Raw genomic sequence first — 19,209 nt, 5'->3', positions numbered from 1 at the left:
TTTTTTGTAACACTTATTTAAATCAATTGTTATATTTGCTTTTCCTATTGGACCTTTCCAGCCTGCGCCTGTTTCTAATATATAACTTATAACATGATGCGTACCGGCACTCCACATTGAAGGGTAAACCCAGTATGTATTTCTTATTGTTTTTGTTTCGCCTTTTGCAAAATCTACTTTCCACGTGTACCATTTTCTATTTTCGTATTCATTCATCATTTCTTCACGTATATTAACTTCAACTTTTTTCCCATCCACCCATGTTTTAAAATCATGAAGCTTGGAATCAGATAGACCATGCATTCCATATTCAAGACCGGGAAATCCTAACAATGTCCCTTTAACTGTTTCTCCTGTATTTACGAATGTAAAGATACAATCAACGAGAATTTTTTTCTTAGCCCAACCGTATATTTTTGTTGAATCTGAGGGTTTTTCTACTTTTATGTTTACTGTTTCTGCTTGCATAACAATGGTTTTACTATTTATAGGATATACGTTGTGTCCCGATTCAAAAAGCAGTCCATCATCTGCGGATAACGAGGAACACAAAACCAGAGCAGTGAGTAAAATTTTCAGAAATCGTTTCATAATCTCAAAAACTTAGCTGATGGGAGAGCCTGAAGGGACGTCTTTTTCGGGTGTGAGGACGACGATATTATTTGCATCAGACGCGGCGAGCACCATTCCTTCGGATATTTCGCCCATCATTTTCCGCGGTTCGAGATTCGCCAGGATTATGACTTTCTTCCCGACAAGCGATTCCGGCGAATAACTTTTTGCGATGCCTGCAAGAATTTGTTTTTCCTTGTCTCCCACGAGAACCTTGAGCTTGAGCAGTTTTTCGCTTTTCGCTACGGGAACGGCTTCTTTTATTTCGCCTACACGGATATCCAATTTTTTGAAATCATCATAAGAGATTGTCGGTTTTTCCGGGACTGCGGGAGTTTCGGGTTCAAGCGCTTTTCCGAGTTTGGATTTTTCTTTTTCCATCTGCGCTTTGTCGAGTTTTTTGAAAAGTATTTTGACTTCTTTGATGTCTATGTCCGACGGGACGGCGAATTTTCCGATGTTATCCCAGGAGTCGACTTTGAATCCGAGCATATTATTTATGGCGTCGGAGGTGAAAGGCAGGAACGGACTGAGCAGTGCGGCGAGATTGCAAACGAGGACGGTGCTTATGTAAATGACTGTGGGTGTGCGTTCGTTATGTTCCCAGGGGTGCTGGTAATCGAAATATTTGTTTCCTTCTTTTGCAAGCGCCATAACTTCTTTCAGCGCGAGTTTGAATTCGAAACCTTCGATAAATTTTTCGACGTTTTCTTTTGTGATAATGATTTGGCTTAGCAGTTCAGTGTCTTCGAGGGTGTAATCTTTGGGAGCGGGTATTTTATTATTAAGGTATTTATTAATGAAACCGAGCGTTCTATTGATGAGATTGCCGAGAATATCGGAAAGTTCGTTATTGTTTTTCGTCATAAAATCGTCCCAGGAGAAGTCCACGTCGCCTTTTTCGGGGGCGTTAATCGTGAGGACGTACCTGAGCGGGTCGGGGTCGAAAGACTTGAGATACTCGGGAATCCAGACCGCCCAGTTTCTCGATGTGGATATTTTTTTGCCTTCGAGATTCATAAATTCGTTCGCGGGAATCTCGGAAGGGAGAATGAAATCGCCGTGAGCCATTAACATACAAGGGAAAACGATTGCATGAAAAACGATGTTATCTTTCGCGAGAAAGTGAACGAGTTGAGTATCCTCGGAGAGCCAGTAATCAGCCCAGCGTTTTTCGTCCCATTCTTTCGTGGCGGAGATGTATCCGAGAAGCGCTTCAAACCAGACGTAGATGACTTTTCCCTGCGCCTCGGGAAGAGGAACGGGCACGCCCCAGTTTATGTCACGTGTGATGGCTCGAGGTTCAAGACCTTCTTTGAGCCAGTTATTCGAGAGAGCGAGGACGTTTTCGCGCCAATCGGTTTTTGACGAAATCCAGGTTTTGAATTTTTCCTGCAACAGGTCGAGTCGGAGAAACCAGTGGTTAGTCTCTTTCAGGGTTGGAGTGTTGTGACAGATCTGGCATTTTGGTTCTTTAAGCATCGTCGGTTCGAGCCATCTACCGCAGGCTTCGCACTGGTCGCCGCGTGCTTTATCGTTTCCGCAGAACGGGCAAGTGCCTTCAACGAATCGTTCTGGTAAAAATTGTTTGCAATTATCGCAATATAGTTGTTTTTCGGTTTTGGGTGTGATGAAACCTTTGTCGTAGAGGTTGAGGAAGAATTCCTGTACATTCTTTTCGTGTATGGGTTTGGAGGTGCGTGAGAAGTTATCGAATTTTATTCCAAGGTTATCGAAACTTGATTTTATGTCCGTGTGATATTTGTCTACGATGGCTTGCGGGGTGGTGTGTTCCTGTTTTGCTTTGATGGTGATGAGGACACCGTGTTCGTCTGTGCCGCAGATGTGGATGATGTCTCTATTTCGGAGTTTTTGGTAGCGAACGTAAATGTCGGCGGGGAGGTAAACTCCGGCGACGTGGCCTATGTGGAGAGGGCCGTTTGCATAGGGGAGAGCTGAAGTTACGAGTATTCTTTTCATCTGTGACCTTCTTTTTTGACGGGTGTTTCTTTGGTTTCTTTGGGCGCGATGCCTTGTTTTTCGGCTTCTTCTTTATCGGCCTGCTCCTTTTTTTCGGCTTGCGCTTTTTGAATTGCTTCTTTTTTATAATATTCTTTTTCGTAAGCGAGACAGCAGATGAGTCTTCCGCAGACGCCGGTGAGTTTTGTGTTACCGCAGCTGAGGTTCTGGAGTTCGATTAAATCGGTACCGATTGGGGTGAACTCGGCGAGAAATTTGCTGCAGCAGACCTGTCTACCGCATATACCGTAGGGGTTATACTGGCGGACGCTTTCGCGCGAGCCGATTGGATGAACTTCTATTTTTCCTTTATAGGCGTTGGAAACTTCTTTCAAGAACGTTTTGAGGTTGACTTTTTGTTCGGAAACGTAGTATATGTGGAGGGTGTGATTATCAAACTGGATGCGTGTTTCGATGACTTTGATAGGGAGGTTGAATTCAATGGCTTTGCTTTTGCAAAGGTCGTTAGTTTTCGTATTTTCTTCGAGGAGTTTATTGTAAGTATCAAGGTCTTCGGGAGTGAGTTTGCGGATTATTTTGGCGGAGATTTTTTTATCGGTTTTTTCGCGGATTTCGAGTATGGTGCCGATTTCATCGCCGCTGCGAGCGTTAACGACTACGAGTTCGTCTTTGTCGAACGAGAGGTTTTGCGGAGCGGTGGCGAAAACCGCTTCTATTTCACCTATTTTAAGTTTATAAATCATTTTATTCCTTTTGGATATTTATCGGTTGATATTTTGTAAGCTTGGCAATTGTTTTGCGAGCCAGAAAAGAATAACTTTTTTATTCACGTTTTGTTTTAAGGCGATAAACGCTTTTTCGCAAGTATTAATTGCATCGAGAAAGCGGATAAAGGATTTTTGGTTTTTTATAGAAGCTGGATCGGCGCATCTTTTGGACAATTCTTTTTTATACAGATGCTGACCGTAAATTATTATTTCCTGCAGTTCCATTTTTTCCAATTCCGCCAAGGAGCTTATTCTGTCTTCCGTTAAAGCCGAAAAGAATTTATTTATTTTATTCCTGAACTCGGCGTAATCAGGCTCCAATAGCTTGACGGCACGAGATATACTCCCGTTGGCAAGTTCAAGAATATCATCAGAAATGTTTTTGTCCAATATATTTTTCATTTCTGCGGTATTTAATTTTCGGAATCTGATGGACTGGCATCTCGATTTGATGGTGGGGAGAATGGCGTTAATATTGGAAGTGATGAGTATGAAAAGGGTGAATTCTGGGGGTTCTTCGAGGATTTTGAGAAAAGCGTTTGCAGCTTCTTCTTCCAGTAATTCTGCTTTGTTTATGATGGCGATCCTGTATTTCAGCCATACGGGGCGGAAAGAGTATTTGGACTGGATGTTGCGGATTTGCTCGATTTTTATGGTTTTGATTTGCTCTTTTCTGCCTTCTTTTGGGGGTTCGATGATGTCAAAGTCGGGATTGTTGTTTAAGAATATGGATTCGCAGTTTTTGCATTTATCGCAATTGTCGGAAAGTTCGGTAAATTGTCGGCAATTTAGCGCTTTGACGAATTCTATGGCGGTCGATTTTTTGCCGACGCCTTCGGGACCGTGAAAAAGGTAATTAGGCGCGACGTGTCCGTTTTTAAGGGTGTTTAGAAGCAACTTCTTTGCTACTTCCTGTCCTGTAATGTTTTTAAAGCTCATGGTAGTGTGGTTAACGGGTCAATGGCTACGCCTGCTTTGCGGATTTCGAAGTGTAAAGTTGGTTCGTCTATTAATCCGCTAGAGCCGACTCTGCCTATTATTTCACCTTTTGAAACTTTGTCGTTTTTCGTTACGAGCGTTTCGGATAAGTACGCATATAAAGAGCTGAATCCGTTTCCGTGGTCAATGAGAATTATTTTGCCGTACCCGAGAAACGTGCCTTCGTGTATGACTTTGCCGTTGCTGCTTGCGATTACATCGGTTCCGTATGGGGCGGAAATGTCTATTCCTTTATTGATAAGTTGAGTGCCGATCTTGGGGTCGATAGTTGTTCCGAATTTGGAGATTATGCGACCTTTGACGGGCCAGAGAATGTCTGTTAGTTTTTCGGTAGTTTGTTTTTGGGATTTATCGGAAATCAGCTTGTCTAAGTTGGCGCGGGCGCTTTTTAATTCTTCTATGAGCTTTGCTTTTTCGGATTCCTTCGTCTTTACCGTGTTTAATATGGAAGCTTTGTTGTTGCGGTTTTGCAAAACTTTTGAGTATTCCTTTTCAAGCTGGTCCATTGTTTCGGATAATTGTGCGAATTTTTCTTTTGCCAGAGTGCTTTTCGAAGAAAGCGTGTCCACCTGGTTTGAGAGAGCATTAGTTGTGGTTTTTTCTTTTTTAAGTATCTCGGAGGTGTAAAAATTATCAAGCTCGGAATTGGGCGAATTTGTAATGTCAGGAGTAATAATTTTTTCTTCGTATAATAGCTCCAGTTTGCTTTTTAAGAGAGTTTCTCTCTGAAGGAGTTGAGTCTGAGTTTCCCCCGTGGCAATGTCTAATGCGTCTATTTCGTTTTTTATTTTTTGTTCTTCGTATTGAAGGTAGAGTATCTTTTTTCTTGAATTTGCGATTTCTTTGTTTATTCGCTGAAGCTCTTTCAAAATACTTCTAGCCTGTTCCTTAAGCGCAGAGTGCTCTTTTTCCGCAGTAGTAAGTTTTTTTTGAATCTCCTTTGAATTGTCTTTTGGCCAGGCGAATAAATAAAAAGGGAGAAAAAATAAAATAATTCCGAATCGCATATTTAATTTGAATTATGCTACAAAAATAGTGATTTTGTCAAATAAAATTTTAGATAAGGTATAAAATTTGTATTTTGAGAAAGAAATTATTTGTAGAGAGTCAAAAAGCAATCAAAAATATATTTATTTATGTGTTTAGAAGTTATTTTAATCTTGACATAACGATATTTATATGATTAGCTTAACAGAGTTTTTTTGAATGTAGGGGGCAGGTACCCAAGTGGCCAAAGGGGGCAGACTGTAAATCTGTTGGCATAGCCTTCGAAGGTTCGACTCCTTCCCTGCCCAGATTATGCGGAGGTAACTCAATTGGTAGAGTCTCGGCTTTCCAAGCCGATTGTTGCGGGTTCGAGTCCCGTCCTCCGCTTTAAATCATTGCCTTTCGCCCAATACCCGAATGAAAATAAAAATATTCGACAGTAAAAATTTGGATATTAACAAATGGAATGAGTTGTTGAACAAATCCCATAATAGTTCAGTTTTTAATACACTTGAATGGGCAAAATTGTGCGAAACAAGTTTTCCTAACACAAAGGCTGTATTTTTAGCAACAGAAAATAATGATGAGTTTTCAGCAGGATTGCCGATAATAGAAATAAAAAAATTGGGATTTACAAACTATTATTCTATGCCTTATGGGCATTATGGAGGAGTAATAATTAACACTAAAAGTGCAGACTCTAAAATCCAAAAATTAGAACTTATTGCTAAGCTCAATAAACTAATTAAAAAAAACTGGGGTATTCTAGGATTATCGGATTTTTATGGTGAACTTGAAGAATGCCAATTAGAAAGCTCAGGATATAAAAAGTTAAAATATAAAACTCAATTATTAACCCTTACGGGTAACGAAAAAACTATATGGGATCAGTTTGCAAATTCTACAAAATTGAAAATAAAACAATCTAAAAATTATGAAGTAAACGTTAAGTTTGTAAATAATGAAGCAGAAATACAAGATTGTTATAAAATGTTTGAAGACACTTCTCGTAAACATGGAGAGGATAAGCTTCAATTTACTATGGAATTTTATCATAATGTCTTTTATACTATGAAAAAGCTTCTAAGATGGACTATTGCTCGAAAAGACAATAAAAACATTGCAACTACAATGTATTTTATTTTTAAAGATACTATAATTTGGTTGGCAGGTGCAAGTTATACTGCAGATTTAAAATATAGACCCAATAATGCTCTTGTGTGGGATGCTATAAAATGGGGCTGCAATAATGGATACAAATATTTCAATTTTGGTGGTTCTCCCGTATCGGCAGAAGGTCTCAAAAAATTTAAAGAAAGCTGGGGGGCAAAGGAAGAAAGTCATTGGTTTTATTATAAAAAATCTTCCAGATTTATGATGTTTGACGCTTTACGTAATATTTTAAATAATCCTTTTCATAAATATTCTTGACAAATATTATACTAAGTGTATCTATTACTCTTAATTTTAATTTAAAATTTGTAATACAGGTTCTGTGTATATCTAAATTATTTATTAATTTTTGAAGTATTAGGCTTGGTGGAGCCTGTTTGGTTTCGGAAAAAATGGGAAAGATTAAAATACTGTTTAATGAAGTAAGAGTTGAGCTTTCAAGGGCATCTTGGCCTAAAAAAGAAGAACTATGGGGATCAACATGGATAGTTATCGCGGTGAGTATGTTGCTTGCAATAATCATAGGGGCAATGGATATTTTATTTTCGTATATGATAGGTAAGGTTTTAAGATGAAACAATGGTTTATAATACATGTGTATTCGGGGCAAGAACAAAAAGTAATGGACGTTATTCGTAATAGATTTACAACTTCGGCACCAAATGAAGAAATAGAAATAATTATGCCGACAAAAAAAGTGTCTAAATTGACAAAAAAAGGAACCATAACTATGGAAAAGAAACTTTATCCTGGTTACCTGGTTTTACAAGTAGAACCGAAAGAAGAATTGATTAAACTAATTTCTGAGACTCCGGGGGTAAGAAGCTTTGGAGGAAAAGGAAAACAACCACAGATAATATCAGAAGAAGAAGTGTCACGTATGTTTGGATATATCAAACCAGAACCAGGTAAAAATGTAGAGGTTCCTTTTATAAAAGGTGAAACAGTAAAAATTTCTACAGGGCCATTTATTGACTTTACTGGAGTAGTAGAAGAAATATATCCCGAAAGAGAAAGACTAAAACTTATGGTCAATATTTTGGGCAGACAAACTCCTGTGGAAATATCATTTTTTGAAGTAGAGGTAATGTAAAACTATGGCAAAAAAAGAAATAGTAGCTAAAGCAAAATTGCAGCTTGCAGGTGGTAAGGCTACACCTGCACCACCAGTGGGGACTGCGCTTGGTCCACATGGAATTAATTTACCTAAGTTTTGTAGCGAATTTAATAACCAGACTAAGGGACAAGAGGAATATATTATTCCTGTAATTATAACAATATATAGTGATAGAAGTTTTGAATTCATACTAAAGACTCCACCTGCAGCTATGTTATTAAAGAGAGCTGCAGGCTTAGCAAAAGGGTCAGGTGTGCCGAATAAAAATAAAGTGGGGAAAGTAACGCGAGCTCAGGTTGAGGAAATTGCAAAAAAGAAAATGGTAGACCTGAATGTTTATAAAATCGAAGAAGCTTTAAAAATAATTGAAGGCACAGCTAGAAGTATGGGGATAGAGGTAACAGAATGATAACACATTCAAAAAGATTTAGAGAACTTAAGTCAAAAGTACAACCTCAGATGTATGAAATACCTGAGGCAGTTAAACTTGTAAAAGAGCTTGCAAAAACTAAATTTGATGAGAGTGTAGATATTTCCATCAAATTAGGGATAGATCACCAAAAAGAACACGTAAGGGGAACGGCTATTTTACCTTATGGAACAGGCAAAACTAAACGAGTCCTTGTTTTTGCAGAAGGGGCAAAAATAAAAGAAGCTGAGTCTGCAGGTGCTGATTTTGTGGGGAGCGATGAACTGTTAAAACGTATAGAAGACGGCTGGTTTGATTTTGATTCTGTTGTGGCAACTCCCAATTTAATGCCAAAAATTAGTAAACTTGGTAAAGTACTTGGTCCAAAGGGTTTGATGCCAAACCCTAAAACTGGAACTGTAACAGAAGATGTGGCAAAAGCAGTAAAAGAAATAAAACTCGGCAAAGTTGAATTTAAACTTGATAAAGGTGGGTGTATTCATTGTACTGTAGGTAAAATATCGTTCGAGGAAGAAAAACTAAACGAAAATGTTACTCATCTTTTAAAAGCAATTTTTGGGGCGAAACCCGTGGGAAGTAAAGGAACTTATTTCAAATCTGTATATATTTCTTCCACAATGGGACCAGGCGTAAAATTGAACATCACAAGCTTAAAATTCTAAAAAGATTCTTTCTGTCTCTTTTTTTCTTTTTCTATCCTTTGAACCCAAATGGATTCTTTTGTTACCCATCCTAATAATAAATAAAAGAAAGGGCCTATTGAATAGAGTCTCGGTTCTCCCGTAATAATAAGCCATACCGTAAGCACGCAAGGAATTAAATAAGTATCGGAATCCTTTTTTATAAGAAAAATAGAATTTTTTATCAGCCAATAAATAATAATAAGTCCAAGTATAAGTCCGGGAATTCCGCAAGCACCTATGATGGCAAGTTGAAATAATTCCATTCCTCCAACTACTTGCCCACCAAATTTTCCACTTCCTAGAGTTATTGCTCCTATTCCACGTCCAAACGGTGTCGAAAACATTTCGTTAAATGTCCAACGGGCCATATCTACCCGACGCCAAAAAGTAGATTCTTCGTCAAAAGGATCTTTTACTCCACTAGCTAGATGCTCCATATTAGCTTCCTTTGCTGTTTTGACAGTGCCGGATGAAAGTTTTATTTTCGGCAATCCTACGACTAATATTAAAACAATAATTATATTTGCAATAATTGCTTTGGAAAAACTTTTGAGTTTGAGGGAAATAAAAAAACTTACAAGAGCAAAGAAATAAAAAATAGCGCTTCGTGTAGAGGTCATAAAAACCCCATACATCAAAACAATAAAGCCAATTATCCATATTGGATATAAAGCTATCTTTTTAAAAAGATACATAAAGGAAATTGCACTTGCAATCAAAAGGTAATTGGCAAATTCTTGTGGACTCATAAAAGTAGAAAATGCTTTTAAAAATCCTTTTATTTTTATAGAGCCAAACCCGCCGTATTCCATCCAGTATTTTTCAAAAGGTAAAAGCCCATAGTATATTTGATGTAAGCCATAGATAGATGTTATGATGCCAATTATAGATATTATATAAAATAAAGTTGCCATTTTATTTGTTGGGAAAAAAAATCCAAAATAAAACCATAAAAAGGGGACAACTATATACATAATACCACTAAAGCCTACGGCTAATCCCCCTTGAAAAGGGTTGAAAGCTTCTAATACAAATAAAATAAGAAGATATATAACATATTTAAATAGTTTACTTTCATTAGAATAATTTAGTATCTCTTCCCCATAAAATACAAAAATATAACCGAACATAAACAAAGTAAGAATACTTGAGATTATAAGAATGGGGTCTAATGTAACATAAGGATTAAAGTAATAAATATAACGCCGAAGTATTCCCATAAATGGTAAAAATATAAGAATCCCTATTACTCCGGACTCTATTTTTAAACAACATACGCCGAGAATAAACAATAAAGAAACTATGGTAAGTAAACGTATATTCCCTTTTATTATTCCGTTGGAAACAAAAAATACACTAATTATAACTATAAATATGAATCCCCATTTTTGTAGAGTTTCTTTAGAAAAATCTAACAAAATAGAACGATGCTGTTTTTTACTATCAGATAAATCAAATTTACTTGAAAAAAGATTGAAAAATCTCTTCATAATTCCTGCCTATTATTTCCCAACTAAAATATTTTTGGAAAGTGTCAAGTGCTCTTTCTCCTAGAATAATACGTCTTTTTTCATCATTTGCAAGTTCTATTATTCTTTGAGCGAGAATATCTGGGTTTCTTGGGGGGATTAGAATGATATTTTCTCCATTCTCGAATATTTTTTCAGTGTCTTTCCCCCCGTATGCGATTATAGGCACTCCAAGAGAAAGTGCAGCCATTAGTGCTCCTCTCCTTCCCGATGCTCCATCGATTTCTGGAGATAGGTAGATATCTGAATTCGTAATATGCTTTTCTATTTCTTCAGCACTACAACTATCCGTCCATATTATGTTTTTTTCTATTCCCAAGTCTTTTATTTCTCTCAATAATGTAGTATAAATTATCCCCTGGTCTATTTTTCCTATAATTTTTAGAGTAACATTATATTTGCGAGCCGTTATTATTTTTATAGCTCTTATGATTGTAATTAAATCTCTTTCCGGATGCAATCTTCCAAAAGTACCCAAAGTAAAATCTTTCTTCAAATAGTGAAGCGATAAAGACAATTTTCCTTTGCTTGGAATATTTGAACCAACAGGAATTTTATATATTTTTGCTCGTGAAAATAACTTTTTTAGTGCCTGTTCTCTCGTGTTTGTTGTTATAATGCTTGTATCGGCCATTAAAACAATAAAACCTGCTTCTAATCTTTGAATAACGCCTAATATAAAATCTTTGAAAGTTAATGGAATCCATAATTCATGGAATGTAATCACGAGTGTAATTGATTTGAATTTGAGTTTTAGGAGAAAAACTAATAAAACAATATTGGGAATAATACCGGCCGTTCCATATAGCTGACATACATATTGAATTATTACAAAATCTGGATTTACTGAACGAATAATGCTTAATATCCTATGCAGTTTTAAAATGTTCCAGTTTTCACCTATGGAAACAACATTTATTTTTTCGTCGTCGGTTTTATTTGTTGTTATAACGGTAATTTCATTGTTCAATGATTCTAATGTATTAGCTAGCCAGTAGGAATAATCTCCAACTCCACATATAGTCGGTGGAAAAGTACGAGAAATTATACATATTCGCATTTATTTTTTAAGAAATACCTGAAAAATGGTGTTTATTTCTTTTCTGTTTTTGAAGATAAGTTTTTTAAGAGAAAAGTTATCTTCGAATTTGTTCAAAAAGTCATAATTACTCTCATTTAAGGCTAATTTTACAAGCTCTGTGTCTATAAAAACCGGGCGATTTAGTTGTAAATAGTATTTTGTCTTTGTAATGATTTCATTATTACTCATCCACGGAAAAATTATAATCCAATCCGATCGTAGCCCGGTTTGTTGGTAATATAAAGATGTCAGAAAAATATAGCTTCCTGTTAGAAAAACAGAATTTTCAGCAAAATCCTCGTATAAAGCTTTTCCATATTCCTTCTCGTAACGAAGCTCTTTATTACGGGTTTTTAGCAAATGGACAAAATGAGTAATTCCATTAGGAGGATTGCGATATGCAAGATCGGTAAGATTGGAAGATTTTTTCTGTATAAATCCAAATCCTGATATGTTTATAATTAGAGTAATTACTAAAATAATCTTCCAGTTAAAAGACAGTCTTGCAATTGCAGATGCAGACAAATAAGCAAGTGCTGGGAAAACAAATATATAGTATCGTACAGGATAAAGCTGTATTGGTATTAACGGTAAAATAGGAATAATTAACCAAAAGACAATCAGCCATACTTTTCTATGATTTTTTTCCTTAAAAATAGTAATTAAAAATTCTAATACGGCTAATAAAAGAGGTATTATCGTATAGTAAATATTTAATTGATATCCCATGCTCGTTATTTTTTTTATTAGAAATTTTATTGAACTATTACCATAAAATGTGGGTAATCTCTCACTAATATAAGTTAGATATAATTCTGGAAATATTAAATGTCCAATTAAGGCGAATATGATATATGTTGTAAAAAATAAGAGTATTCCTTTTAACCTTTTGTTATTTTTCCCATCAACAAAAGAAAGATAGAGAAACAAAGGAATAAAAAACAAAGTCTGCTCTCTCATTTGGACTGCAAACCCGGCAATAACCCCGGAAAGTAAGTATAAATACCATTTTTCTTTTTTAATAGAGATATAATAAAACATTAACCCTGCATATAAGAAAAAAGTGGCAGGAATGTCAGACATACAAGCTCCGGAATAGATTATAACGGCCGGAGAAAAAATGAGAAACAAAGAGGAAAGAAAAGCTATTTTTTCATTGATTAAGTCCTTACAGAATTTATAGAAAACAAGTATAAGTCCGGCACCCCCTAACAATGAAATTCCACTTATTACACGCCATGCTTCGCTTACAGGCACCTTTAAAAAATGGAAAAAATCCCAGATTGGCATACAAATCCAGAAATAGCCTATTCTTCCACTGCAAAGTGTAGTAAATTTATGATATATAATGTTATCATACACATATACAAATTCATCCCAGTCGCCAATAAAAGGTGGTTTAAAAAAGTAAAATATTCCAAAAGCGATTAACCCCAGTATAAGGTAATTTTTTATTTTTGAAATAAGCATTATTCTTTAGGACTTTATTGTAATTATTTTTATAGTTCCACCATGATGCCCTGCTGATTCCAGAAAGGATCCTATTAATGATATAACTGTGAACAAAGGAAAATATAGAAATGTTAAAACAAAACTGTATAAATATTCTATCGTTAATTTTTCCATTTTATAATTACCTTTAAATAAATAGTAAAGGAAATTTGGTTCATTAATTAATAAATTAAAAAGACTTTGTAAAAAACCAAAAGCATTATATCCTAAAGAAAAGTGGCTTATTCGGTATGGTATAAACCCTGCTTTTTTCAGGAGAGTTGAAATATTTTTTGTTGAATAATTATAATAATGGTAAGGAATGCCAAGATGAAACCAGCGATACTTGCTGATTTTGAATTGAAAGCTATCTATATTGGGTAAAGTGAGAAGCAACAAACCATCCTTTTTTAGTACACGTCTTATCTCTTTTAGAGTTTCTACCGGTTGAGACAGATGTTCAAATGAATGCAAACAAGTTATTATGTCAAAATATGAATCTGGGAAATTGCATTCGGATATGTCTTTAGAAAGCACATCCAGATGTAGTTCTTTTGTAGCAAAATCCGAAGTGCTACTAGTTATCTCTGTCCCATATGTTTCCCAGTCTAAAGCTCTACATCCCGCTAGAAACCAACCCTTCCCGCATCCGACATCTAATACTTTTCCTTTATTTTTTCTAAGTCCTGAAATTTCTTTAGATAATCTTAAATGAGTTAAATATATGAAAAACTCTATTATTTCCTGAAATCGCCTATTCTTTTCATTGCCATAATAATAGTCTTTAGAATATAATTTACTTATATCTTCTTTAGTTGGTAATGGATTGAGTCGTAATAATCCACATTTAGTACATTCAATAATGTTGTAATTATTGGAGTGAAGTGATTTTTGGGAATTACAAATAGGAATAGTAGCTGTCAATTCCTTATTTATCAAATTATTACATATAGGACATAAAATTTCCATTATAACATTTAACTAGAGATATATTGTAATTCCTAATAGTAATTGACAACCAGTAGTTTCATAAATGTTAATCATAACTTAATTTCTTATCTTTTTAAAATAGTTTGAAAGGTGCGTATTGTCAATATTTTTGTTTTTTATGGATCCCTCAAAAGCTGAAGCCTCAAGGAGTAAATTAGAAGCTTTAAGTCAAAGAGAGGATAATTAATAAAATAGTAATAAATCTGTTTACAAAGTTAGAATTTTGGAAAATTTAAACTAATTAAATAAAAAATGTATTATAAAAGATTTTGTTCGAATAGACTATATCTTCTTTGCGTAAATACGATAAACAGATGTGCTGGAAAATATACTACCTAACAATTCAATTATTATGGGAATTGCTCTATTAAATGACTTTACTGACGAATTAATTGTTGTTTTCTCAATTCCAATACTATCTATTTGTAAAATATGAAACCCTGTCCTTTTCATAAGTAAAATAATAGTTTTATACGGAAACGCATAAATATGAGATGGATACGCAGACAGTGCAAGAGTATTTATTTGTCTTGTAATTACCTGTAATTCTGTGATATAAATTAGTCAAATGGGTTAATAAACAATATGGATTTGGAATGCGAATCTCTAAAATTCCATTTCTTTTTAATATACGGTTTATTTTATTTAAAGTTGCTACAGGGTTTGAAAGATGTTCCAAAACATGGGCAATCCTTACCCCATCAAAATAATCGGACGGCAAAGCCTCTGCTTCTTTTTCACTCGTTAATACTTTTACTCCTAATTGATTTTGTGTGTATTTTGCTGCTTCTTTGGATATTTCAATTCCAAGACAGTTAAATCCTTTTTTTCCCCTCGCAAACAAGAAATACCCTACTCCACAACCGAAATCTAATATGTTGTTTCCTTTTAGATATCTATTGAATATATTAAATTGTTTTTCATATACGGGATACAAAAGATTGAAATTATGTTTATTGAATTTGTTCATGTCTTTACAAGTAGAATAAAATGATTTTTCGTAAAATTTATTCATTTCGTCTTCTTCCATTATGGGTAAAGGGTTGGTAAATATTAACCCGCATTTTATACACTTTATATATTCATAAGTTTTTGTTTTAGCAAGTTTTTCAAATTTCTGTGAATCACATAGGATACTGTTGTTTTGGGCTTTTAATTGCATTTTAGTAATTTAAGATTAAAAATGCTACTAAAGTTGCAAACTGTCAACCTAAATAATAGAACAGGCACCCCGCTGTAGCAGCGGAATACCTGCTCTATTGCTTTATCACGCTTATTTAACTATGATTTGCACTTTTTTTGACTTTTTAATCTCTTTTTTGGGCATTTTTATTTCAAGAATTCCATCTTTTAATGTGGCATCTATCATATCTGGTTTTATTTCCACGGGTAAACCAATTGTTCTTAAAAATGTGCCAAATTTCCTCTCTACCCTATAGTAATTCTCCCCTTTTTCTTCGGAAGCTTGTTTCCTTTCTCCTTTAATGGTAACGCTATCTTCACTTGCAGATATTTCAAGGTTTTCTTTCTTTAATCCGGGAACCTCTGCTCTTAACAACAAATGATCTTCTTTGTCTATAAGGTCACATGCCAAATATCCCTCTCCTCCAAATAATTTATCCCACCGTGTAGGCAATTCTTCACGAAATACTTTATGCATTGTGTTGTCTACGATATCGCCTATTTTATCCAGTTGTTCACTTAGTGGATACCAATTTTTTTTATCCATATGTATCACCCCCTATATAATATTAGATTAGTGTGGTTTTAAAAAGGATTCAAAATTTTTCCATATCCATGTCCCGTGAGAAAATATATTAATAGTGTGCGATTTTATTGCTTCAAACAAATAGGGTATATTATTCCCTTTATTAAGTTTAAATTTGAAATCTATTATTGTATCAATTATGTATATACCCATCCTCCCAATGACCATGTTTTCTTTAATAAATGGACTTGAAGTAAAAGACATTTTGTACCCTGTTTCTTGAGCAACTTTGACAATGTTTTGATTATAACTTCCAAAGGGGTAGGATATAAAATCTATTTTAGAATTTAATTTGTCTTCCAAATCTATTTTTGAATTCAATAGTTCTTCTTTTACCTTTTCTATGGGTATTCGTGTTAATTCCGGATGAGTAACGGTGTGAGAACCAATTATAAACCCATATTTCATAACTTCTCTTAATTGTTCCCAATTCATAAGTTTTTTCTTTACCCCAAAATTTACATCCCATGAATTATCTTGCCCAACATATTTAGAAATTGCAAAAAGCGTTGCTTTAAAACCGTATTTTAGCATGCAAGGAAATGCGTTATAGTAGAAATCTTCATAAGCATCATCAAAAGTTATAATGACTGTTTTTTCTTTCTTTTCGGAAGTTTCATAAGGAGTTATTGTGGAATACCCATTCTCGTATAAGTATTTCATCTGTTGTTCAAATTGTGAAGGTGTTACCCATGTGCCGCTGGGGTCAAAATTACATACTTTATGATAAAGCAAGATTGGAGCCATTATAAAATAGCAAGAAGAAGTCTTTCTCTCCCTCTCTGCTAATAAAATCCCTACTTCAGTAAAGTTATCTTTTTTGTTGATTTAAAATTATCAGTCTCGAATTTATAAAAATAGATTCCGTTTGCTATTTTTTTATGGGTATTATCCATCCCGTTCCAATTTATTGTATAATATCCGGGTTTTATTTGTTCATTCAAAAGAGTGCAGACTGTTCTTCCGGTGATATCGTATATTTTTAAAGACACTTTACTGGTTATAGGTATTGCATAATGAATAAGCGTGTTATTTGTAAAGGGGTTGGGACAACCATTAGATAAATCAAATTTTATTGGGATTGTTGGTTGTGTTTCAATCCCTACTGCCTTAAATGTTATCATTCCCATAAGTTCATTCGTTTGCACAATTAAAGAATCTGAGGAAGATGCATAAATCCATATGCTTTCGGGTTTACTATCTTCAATCTTTAGATATCCTGTCCCATTGATAATGTGCACGCTGTCGTCTATAGTAACAGAAGTGTCGGGATATTGCTCTAAATGCCATGTCCGCAACCATGCATTATGAGTTGTTGCATTGCCATTTATGTCTACGATTTTAAATATAATTGTATCTTGCGTTCCTCCAATAAATGCCGTATCCGGTAAAGAACTAACAAGTCTTGCTTTAAAATGTAGTAATTTTGTACTGCTGGCAACAGGAATAACAGGCAAACCATTTTTATAATTCATTTTTATTTCTATATTCTCAACTTCAGAATTTACAATTTTAATATGCCCATTTCCTTTAATTATTGGAATGGAATCCGGAGTTCTGTCCCAATTTATACTTGGGCTGGAAGGGTCTGTATAATTTATAGATATTGCCCCATTCCATGTAGTATCTAATATAAACTGAGCTGTCATTGCAAGAAAAGTTATCTGCATTGAATCATTTGCAATGATATCTTCAGTTAATAAAGGGACAAGGTATGCTGCTTGAGCTCCTGTTATAAAAGATATATCCTCTTCCCATTTTGTTAATCCAGCTCCTTTCACGCAGATTGTTGAAACCTCTGCCGAATCGTCTTTAATTTCTATTGTACCTATCCCTTTTGCTATTGGAATTATAGTGCTTTCAGGCGTTGCAAATCCTGATGTTGTAAATATGGCGGTATCATTAAACGTAGTATCTATTTTCCCCGAATCATCTACTGCTTTAATTGTCCCCGAAATTAATTGATGAACAAGAAATTGATTGCCGTTTGTTTCTAATAGCCATTTAGTAGCGCTATCCCCAGGATTTTCAAAAGAAATATCTATGCTCTGGTCCGGTACGTTTCCACCAAGATACGCATTTAAATATTTGGCTTCAGCGTCTGAAAATTCAATATTTATTTCTTCTGCTTCCGAATTTGTTATCCATATTTTTGCTGCCCCTTTTTGAATATGAGCAAGTGTTAATGATGTGCCTGTCTCATATTCTAAAAGCTTACAGGATGTATTATTATCGTTAGTTTCGTACTTAACCCAACCGGTATAAGTAGTATCCAGAGTTCCTATTCCATCAACGGCATATATATATATAGTTGAAGTATCATTAACAACTACGGTGGCAGGACCAATGTTTTGAATGAGTATGGCTTTGCCCGGTTGTTTAAACATATAAGCCGTTTTTTCTCCAACCATCCAGTTGGGAGATAATTGTGGAGTCCCCGAACATATTGTTTTAATAATTATGCCTGAATCTGCTTCGGTATCACGTAAAGTAAAACTTGAAAGTCCTGAAACAAGAGTTTGTTGTCCCGTAGGTGCAATTGATGCCGAAGTTGTTCCAATTATATCTAAAATTTTAAGTTCTACCTTTGAGGAATTATTAGTGGGGTCAGGGTGCCCATCTTTTGTCATAGCGAGTGCTAAAAAACTCTTATTTACATTTTGTGTTCCATATGTTCCAGATACAGAAAAAGGTGTAATATATACTACTTCATCAACAGACCTTACATTTATTGTAATGGTGTCAGAACCAAAGTAATTATGAGTTGCAATAAGAGAGAGATTTTCGGATTCTATGTCTGTCAAAAACAGGTTACCTTGGCCACCAATAAGAACACACTTTACAGCACTATCACTTTGTTGATTGCTTAAGGCATCTATCATATTTATTGAATTATTTTTTATCCCTTCAATTGCCCTTACAGTTACAAATGTGTCAACCATTGAACCCGTAAGAATTTTACCCGATGCATCTACAAGGCGAACTCTATATCTACCACTCATTTCAGGGTTTACGTTTATTTTACTCGGACCGGTTATTAATATTCTTGAGGGTATTAAACCGCAGGTATCAAATGTAAAAACCGAAGGGTGTGTTGTTTTTAGTGAATCTTGAGATATCCCATAAACAATTATATCTTCTGCCTCATAATCTCTAATCCATACTGCCCCTTCGCCTTTGTCCAAAAGAATTGAATCAACTATCATTGTGGTATCGGGCAGGAAGTAGAAACTTGGGTCGGCAAAGCAAAATTTAACCGAATTATTGGGACTGCCTTCAATTGCCTTTAATTTGACGACTCCTGTATAACTTTTATCAGTCTTATTTGAGCCCGGGATTTCTGCATTTACATAGTAAAGTGCAAAACCCTTTGCTCCAACGCATGGGTCTACCCATGAATTATACTGTAAATATGTAGCAAATTGGGCTTTAGAGTTTTTAGCGTATCTCGTTTTCTCTTTATCCATATTTGAATTATAACGAGAGTAAATTTCATTAATTTTGCTAAATGGTTTTTGATACGTCTCAGCTTTTACAAATGTTACAGATAGCCCAATTAAAAAATAAAATATCATTCCCAAGAGAAAAAATCTTTTATTCAT

The 19,209-nt window shown here is 34.9% G+C and carries 18 protein-coding genes and 2 tRNA genes; 7 read left to right on the top strand and 13 right to left on the bottom strand.

Going from position 1 to position 19,209, the window contains the following annotated elements; translation table 11 throughout:
- The 5 genes from WC614_09925 to WC614_09905 all read right to left on the bottom strand — a co-directional run.
- The coding region (locus WC614_09925) for a DUF4424 family protein (GenBank protein MFA5033325.1) at window positions 1-591 on the bottom strand (591 nt) is incomplete at its 3' end.
- Window positions 592-603: 12 nt separating this feature from the next.
- Window positions 604-2,592: a methionine--tRNA ligase gene (gene metG / locus WC614_09920; GenBank protein ID MFA5033324.1), complete on the bottom strand. Its 1,989-nt coding sequence runs from the start codon at window positions 2,590-2,592 to the stop codon at window positions 604-606.
- Window positions 2,589-3,335 (bottom strand): regulatory iron-sulfur-containing complex subunit RicT, encoded by a 747-nt coding sequence (gene ricT, locus WC614_09915; GenBank protein ID MFA5033323.1) that lies wholly within the window; start codon window positions 3,333-3,335, stop codon window positions 2,589-2,591. Before ricT ends, metG begins: the two co-directional genes overlap by 4 nt.
- 18 nt (window positions 3,336-3,353) lie before the next feature.
- On the bottom strand, window positions 3,354-4,298 hold the full coding sequence (gene holB, locus WC614_09910) for a DNA polymerase III subunit delta' (GenBank protein ID MFA5033322.1): 945 nt from the start codon (window positions 4,296-4,298) through the stop codon (window positions 3,354-3,356).
- Window positions 4,295-5,365, bottom strand: coding sequence for a peptidoglycan DD-metalloendopeptidase family protein (locus WC614_09905; protein ID MFA5033321.1), 1,071 nt, complete (start codon window positions 5,363-5,365; stop codon window positions 4,295-4,297). Before WC614_09905 ends, holB begins: the two co-directional genes overlap by 4 nt.
- 206 nt (window positions 5,366-5,571) lie before the next feature.
- Between WC614_09905 and WC614_09900 the strand changes: the two genes are divergently transcribed.
- The 7 genes from WC614_09900 (at window position 5,572) to rplA (ending at window position 8,727) form a co-directional block, all read left to right on the top strand.
- Window positions 5,572-5,653: transfer RNA gene (locus WC614_09900), tRNA-Tyr, on the top strand.
- 6 nt (window positions 5,654-5,659) lie between these two features.
- Window positions 5,660-5,732 (top strand) — tRNA-Gly (locus WC614_09895).
- A 30-nt stretch (window positions 5,733-5,762) separates the two neighbouring features.
- On the top strand, window positions 5,763-6,776 hold the full coding sequence (locus WC614_09890) for a GNAT family N-acetyltransferase (protein MFA5033320.1): 1,014 nt from the start codon (window positions 5,763-5,765) through the stop codon (window positions 6,774-6,776).
- Window positions 6,777-6,910: 134 nt separating this feature from the next.
- On the top strand, window positions 6,911-7,093 hold the full coding sequence (gene secE, locus WC614_09885) for a preprotein translocase subunit SecE (protein ID MFA5033319.1): 183 nt from the start codon (window positions 6,911-6,913) through the stop codon (window positions 7,091-7,093).
- Window positions 7,090-7,611 carry a transcription termination/antitermination protein NusG gene (gene nusG / locus WC614_09880; GenBank protein MFA5033318.1) on the top strand — a complete coding sequence of 174 codons (522 nt, stop codon included), beginning with the start codon at window positions 7,090-7,092 and terminating at the stop codon, window positions 7,609-7,611. Before secE ends, nusG begins: the two co-directional genes overlap by 4 nt.
- Before the next feature lie 4 nt (window positions 7,612-7,615).
- Window positions 7,616-8,044, top strand: a complete 429-nt coding sequence (gene rplK, locus WC614_09875; GenBank protein ID MFA5033317.1) for a 50S ribosomal protein L11 — start codon at window positions 7,616-7,618, stop codon at window positions 8,042-8,044.
- Window positions 8,041-8,727: a 50S ribosomal protein L1 gene (gene rplA / locus WC614_09870; GenBank protein ID MFA5033316.1), complete on the top strand. Its 687-nt coding sequence runs from the start codon at window positions 8,041-8,043 to the stop codon at window positions 8,725-8,727. Before rplK ends, rplA begins: the two co-directional genes overlap by 4 nt.
- Here rplA and WC614_09865 read toward each other — a convergent pair.
- From WC614_09865 to WC614_09830, 8 genes are all read right to left on the bottom strand, one after another.
- The gene (locus WC614_09865) at window positions 8,724-10,238 is read right to left on the bottom strand and encodes a hypothetical protein (GenBank protein MFA5033315.1); all 1,515 of its coding nucleotides are present in this window, start codon (window positions 10,236-10,238) and stop codon (window positions 8,724-8,726) included. The two genes, rplA and WC614_09865, sit on opposite strands and share 4 nt — an antisense overlap.
- Entirely contained in the window at window positions 10,207-11,337 is a 1,131-nt protein-coding gene (locus WC614_09860; GenBank protein ID MFA5033314.1) for a glycosyltransferase, read from the bottom strand. Before WC614_09860 ends, WC614_09865 begins: the two co-directional genes overlap by 32 nt.
- Window positions 11,338-12,828: a glycosyltransferase family 39 protein gene (locus tag WC614_09855; GenBank protein MFA5033313.1), complete on the bottom strand. Its 1,491-nt coding sequence runs from the start codon at window positions 12,826-12,828 to the stop codon at window positions 11,338-11,340. It lies immediately after the preceding gene.
- Window positions 12,829-12,834: 6 nt separating this feature from the next.
- The gene (locus WC614_09850; protein ID MFA5033312.1) at window positions 12,835-13,818 is read right to left on the bottom strand and encodes a class I SAM-dependent methyltransferase; all 984 of its coding nucleotides are present in this window, start codon (window positions 13,816-13,818) and stop codon (window positions 12,835-12,837) included.
- A gap of 490 nt (window positions 13,819-14,308) precedes the next feature.
- Window positions 14,309-15,001, bottom strand: a complete 693-nt coding sequence (locus WC614_09845) for a class I SAM-dependent methyltransferase (GenBank protein MFA5033311.1) — start codon at window positions 14,999-15,001, stop codon at window positions 14,309-14,311.
- Between the two features lie 111 nt (window positions 15,002-15,112).
- A complete protein-coding gene (locus tag WC614_09840; protein ID MFA5033310.1) occupies window positions 15,113-15,568 on the bottom strand; it encodes an Hsp20/alpha crystallin family protein in 456 nt (151 codons plus the stop codon).
- 27 nt (window positions 15,569-15,595) lie between these two features.
- Complete coding sequence (locus WC614_09835) at window positions 15,596-16,354, bottom strand: polysaccharide deacetylase family protein (GenBank protein MFA5033309.1); 759 nt, start codon at window positions 16,352-16,354, stop codon at window positions 15,596-15,598.
- Window positions 16,355-16,404: 50 nt separating this feature from the next.
- Window positions 16,405-19,209, bottom strand: coding sequence for a T9SS type A sorting domain-containing protein (locus WC614_09830; GenBank protein MFA5033308.1), 2,805 nt, complete (start codon window positions 19,207-19,209; stop codon window positions 16,405-16,407).

The sequence above is a fragment of the bacterium genome (genome assembly GCA_041649255.1).
Taxonomy (GTDB): Bacteria; Hydrothermota; UBA3073; order JACQXS01; family JAQTXJ01; genus JAQTXJ01.
The sequence above is the reverse complement of the archived record's forward strand: the minus strand, read 5'-3'. Positions and strand labels throughout refer to the sequence as shown.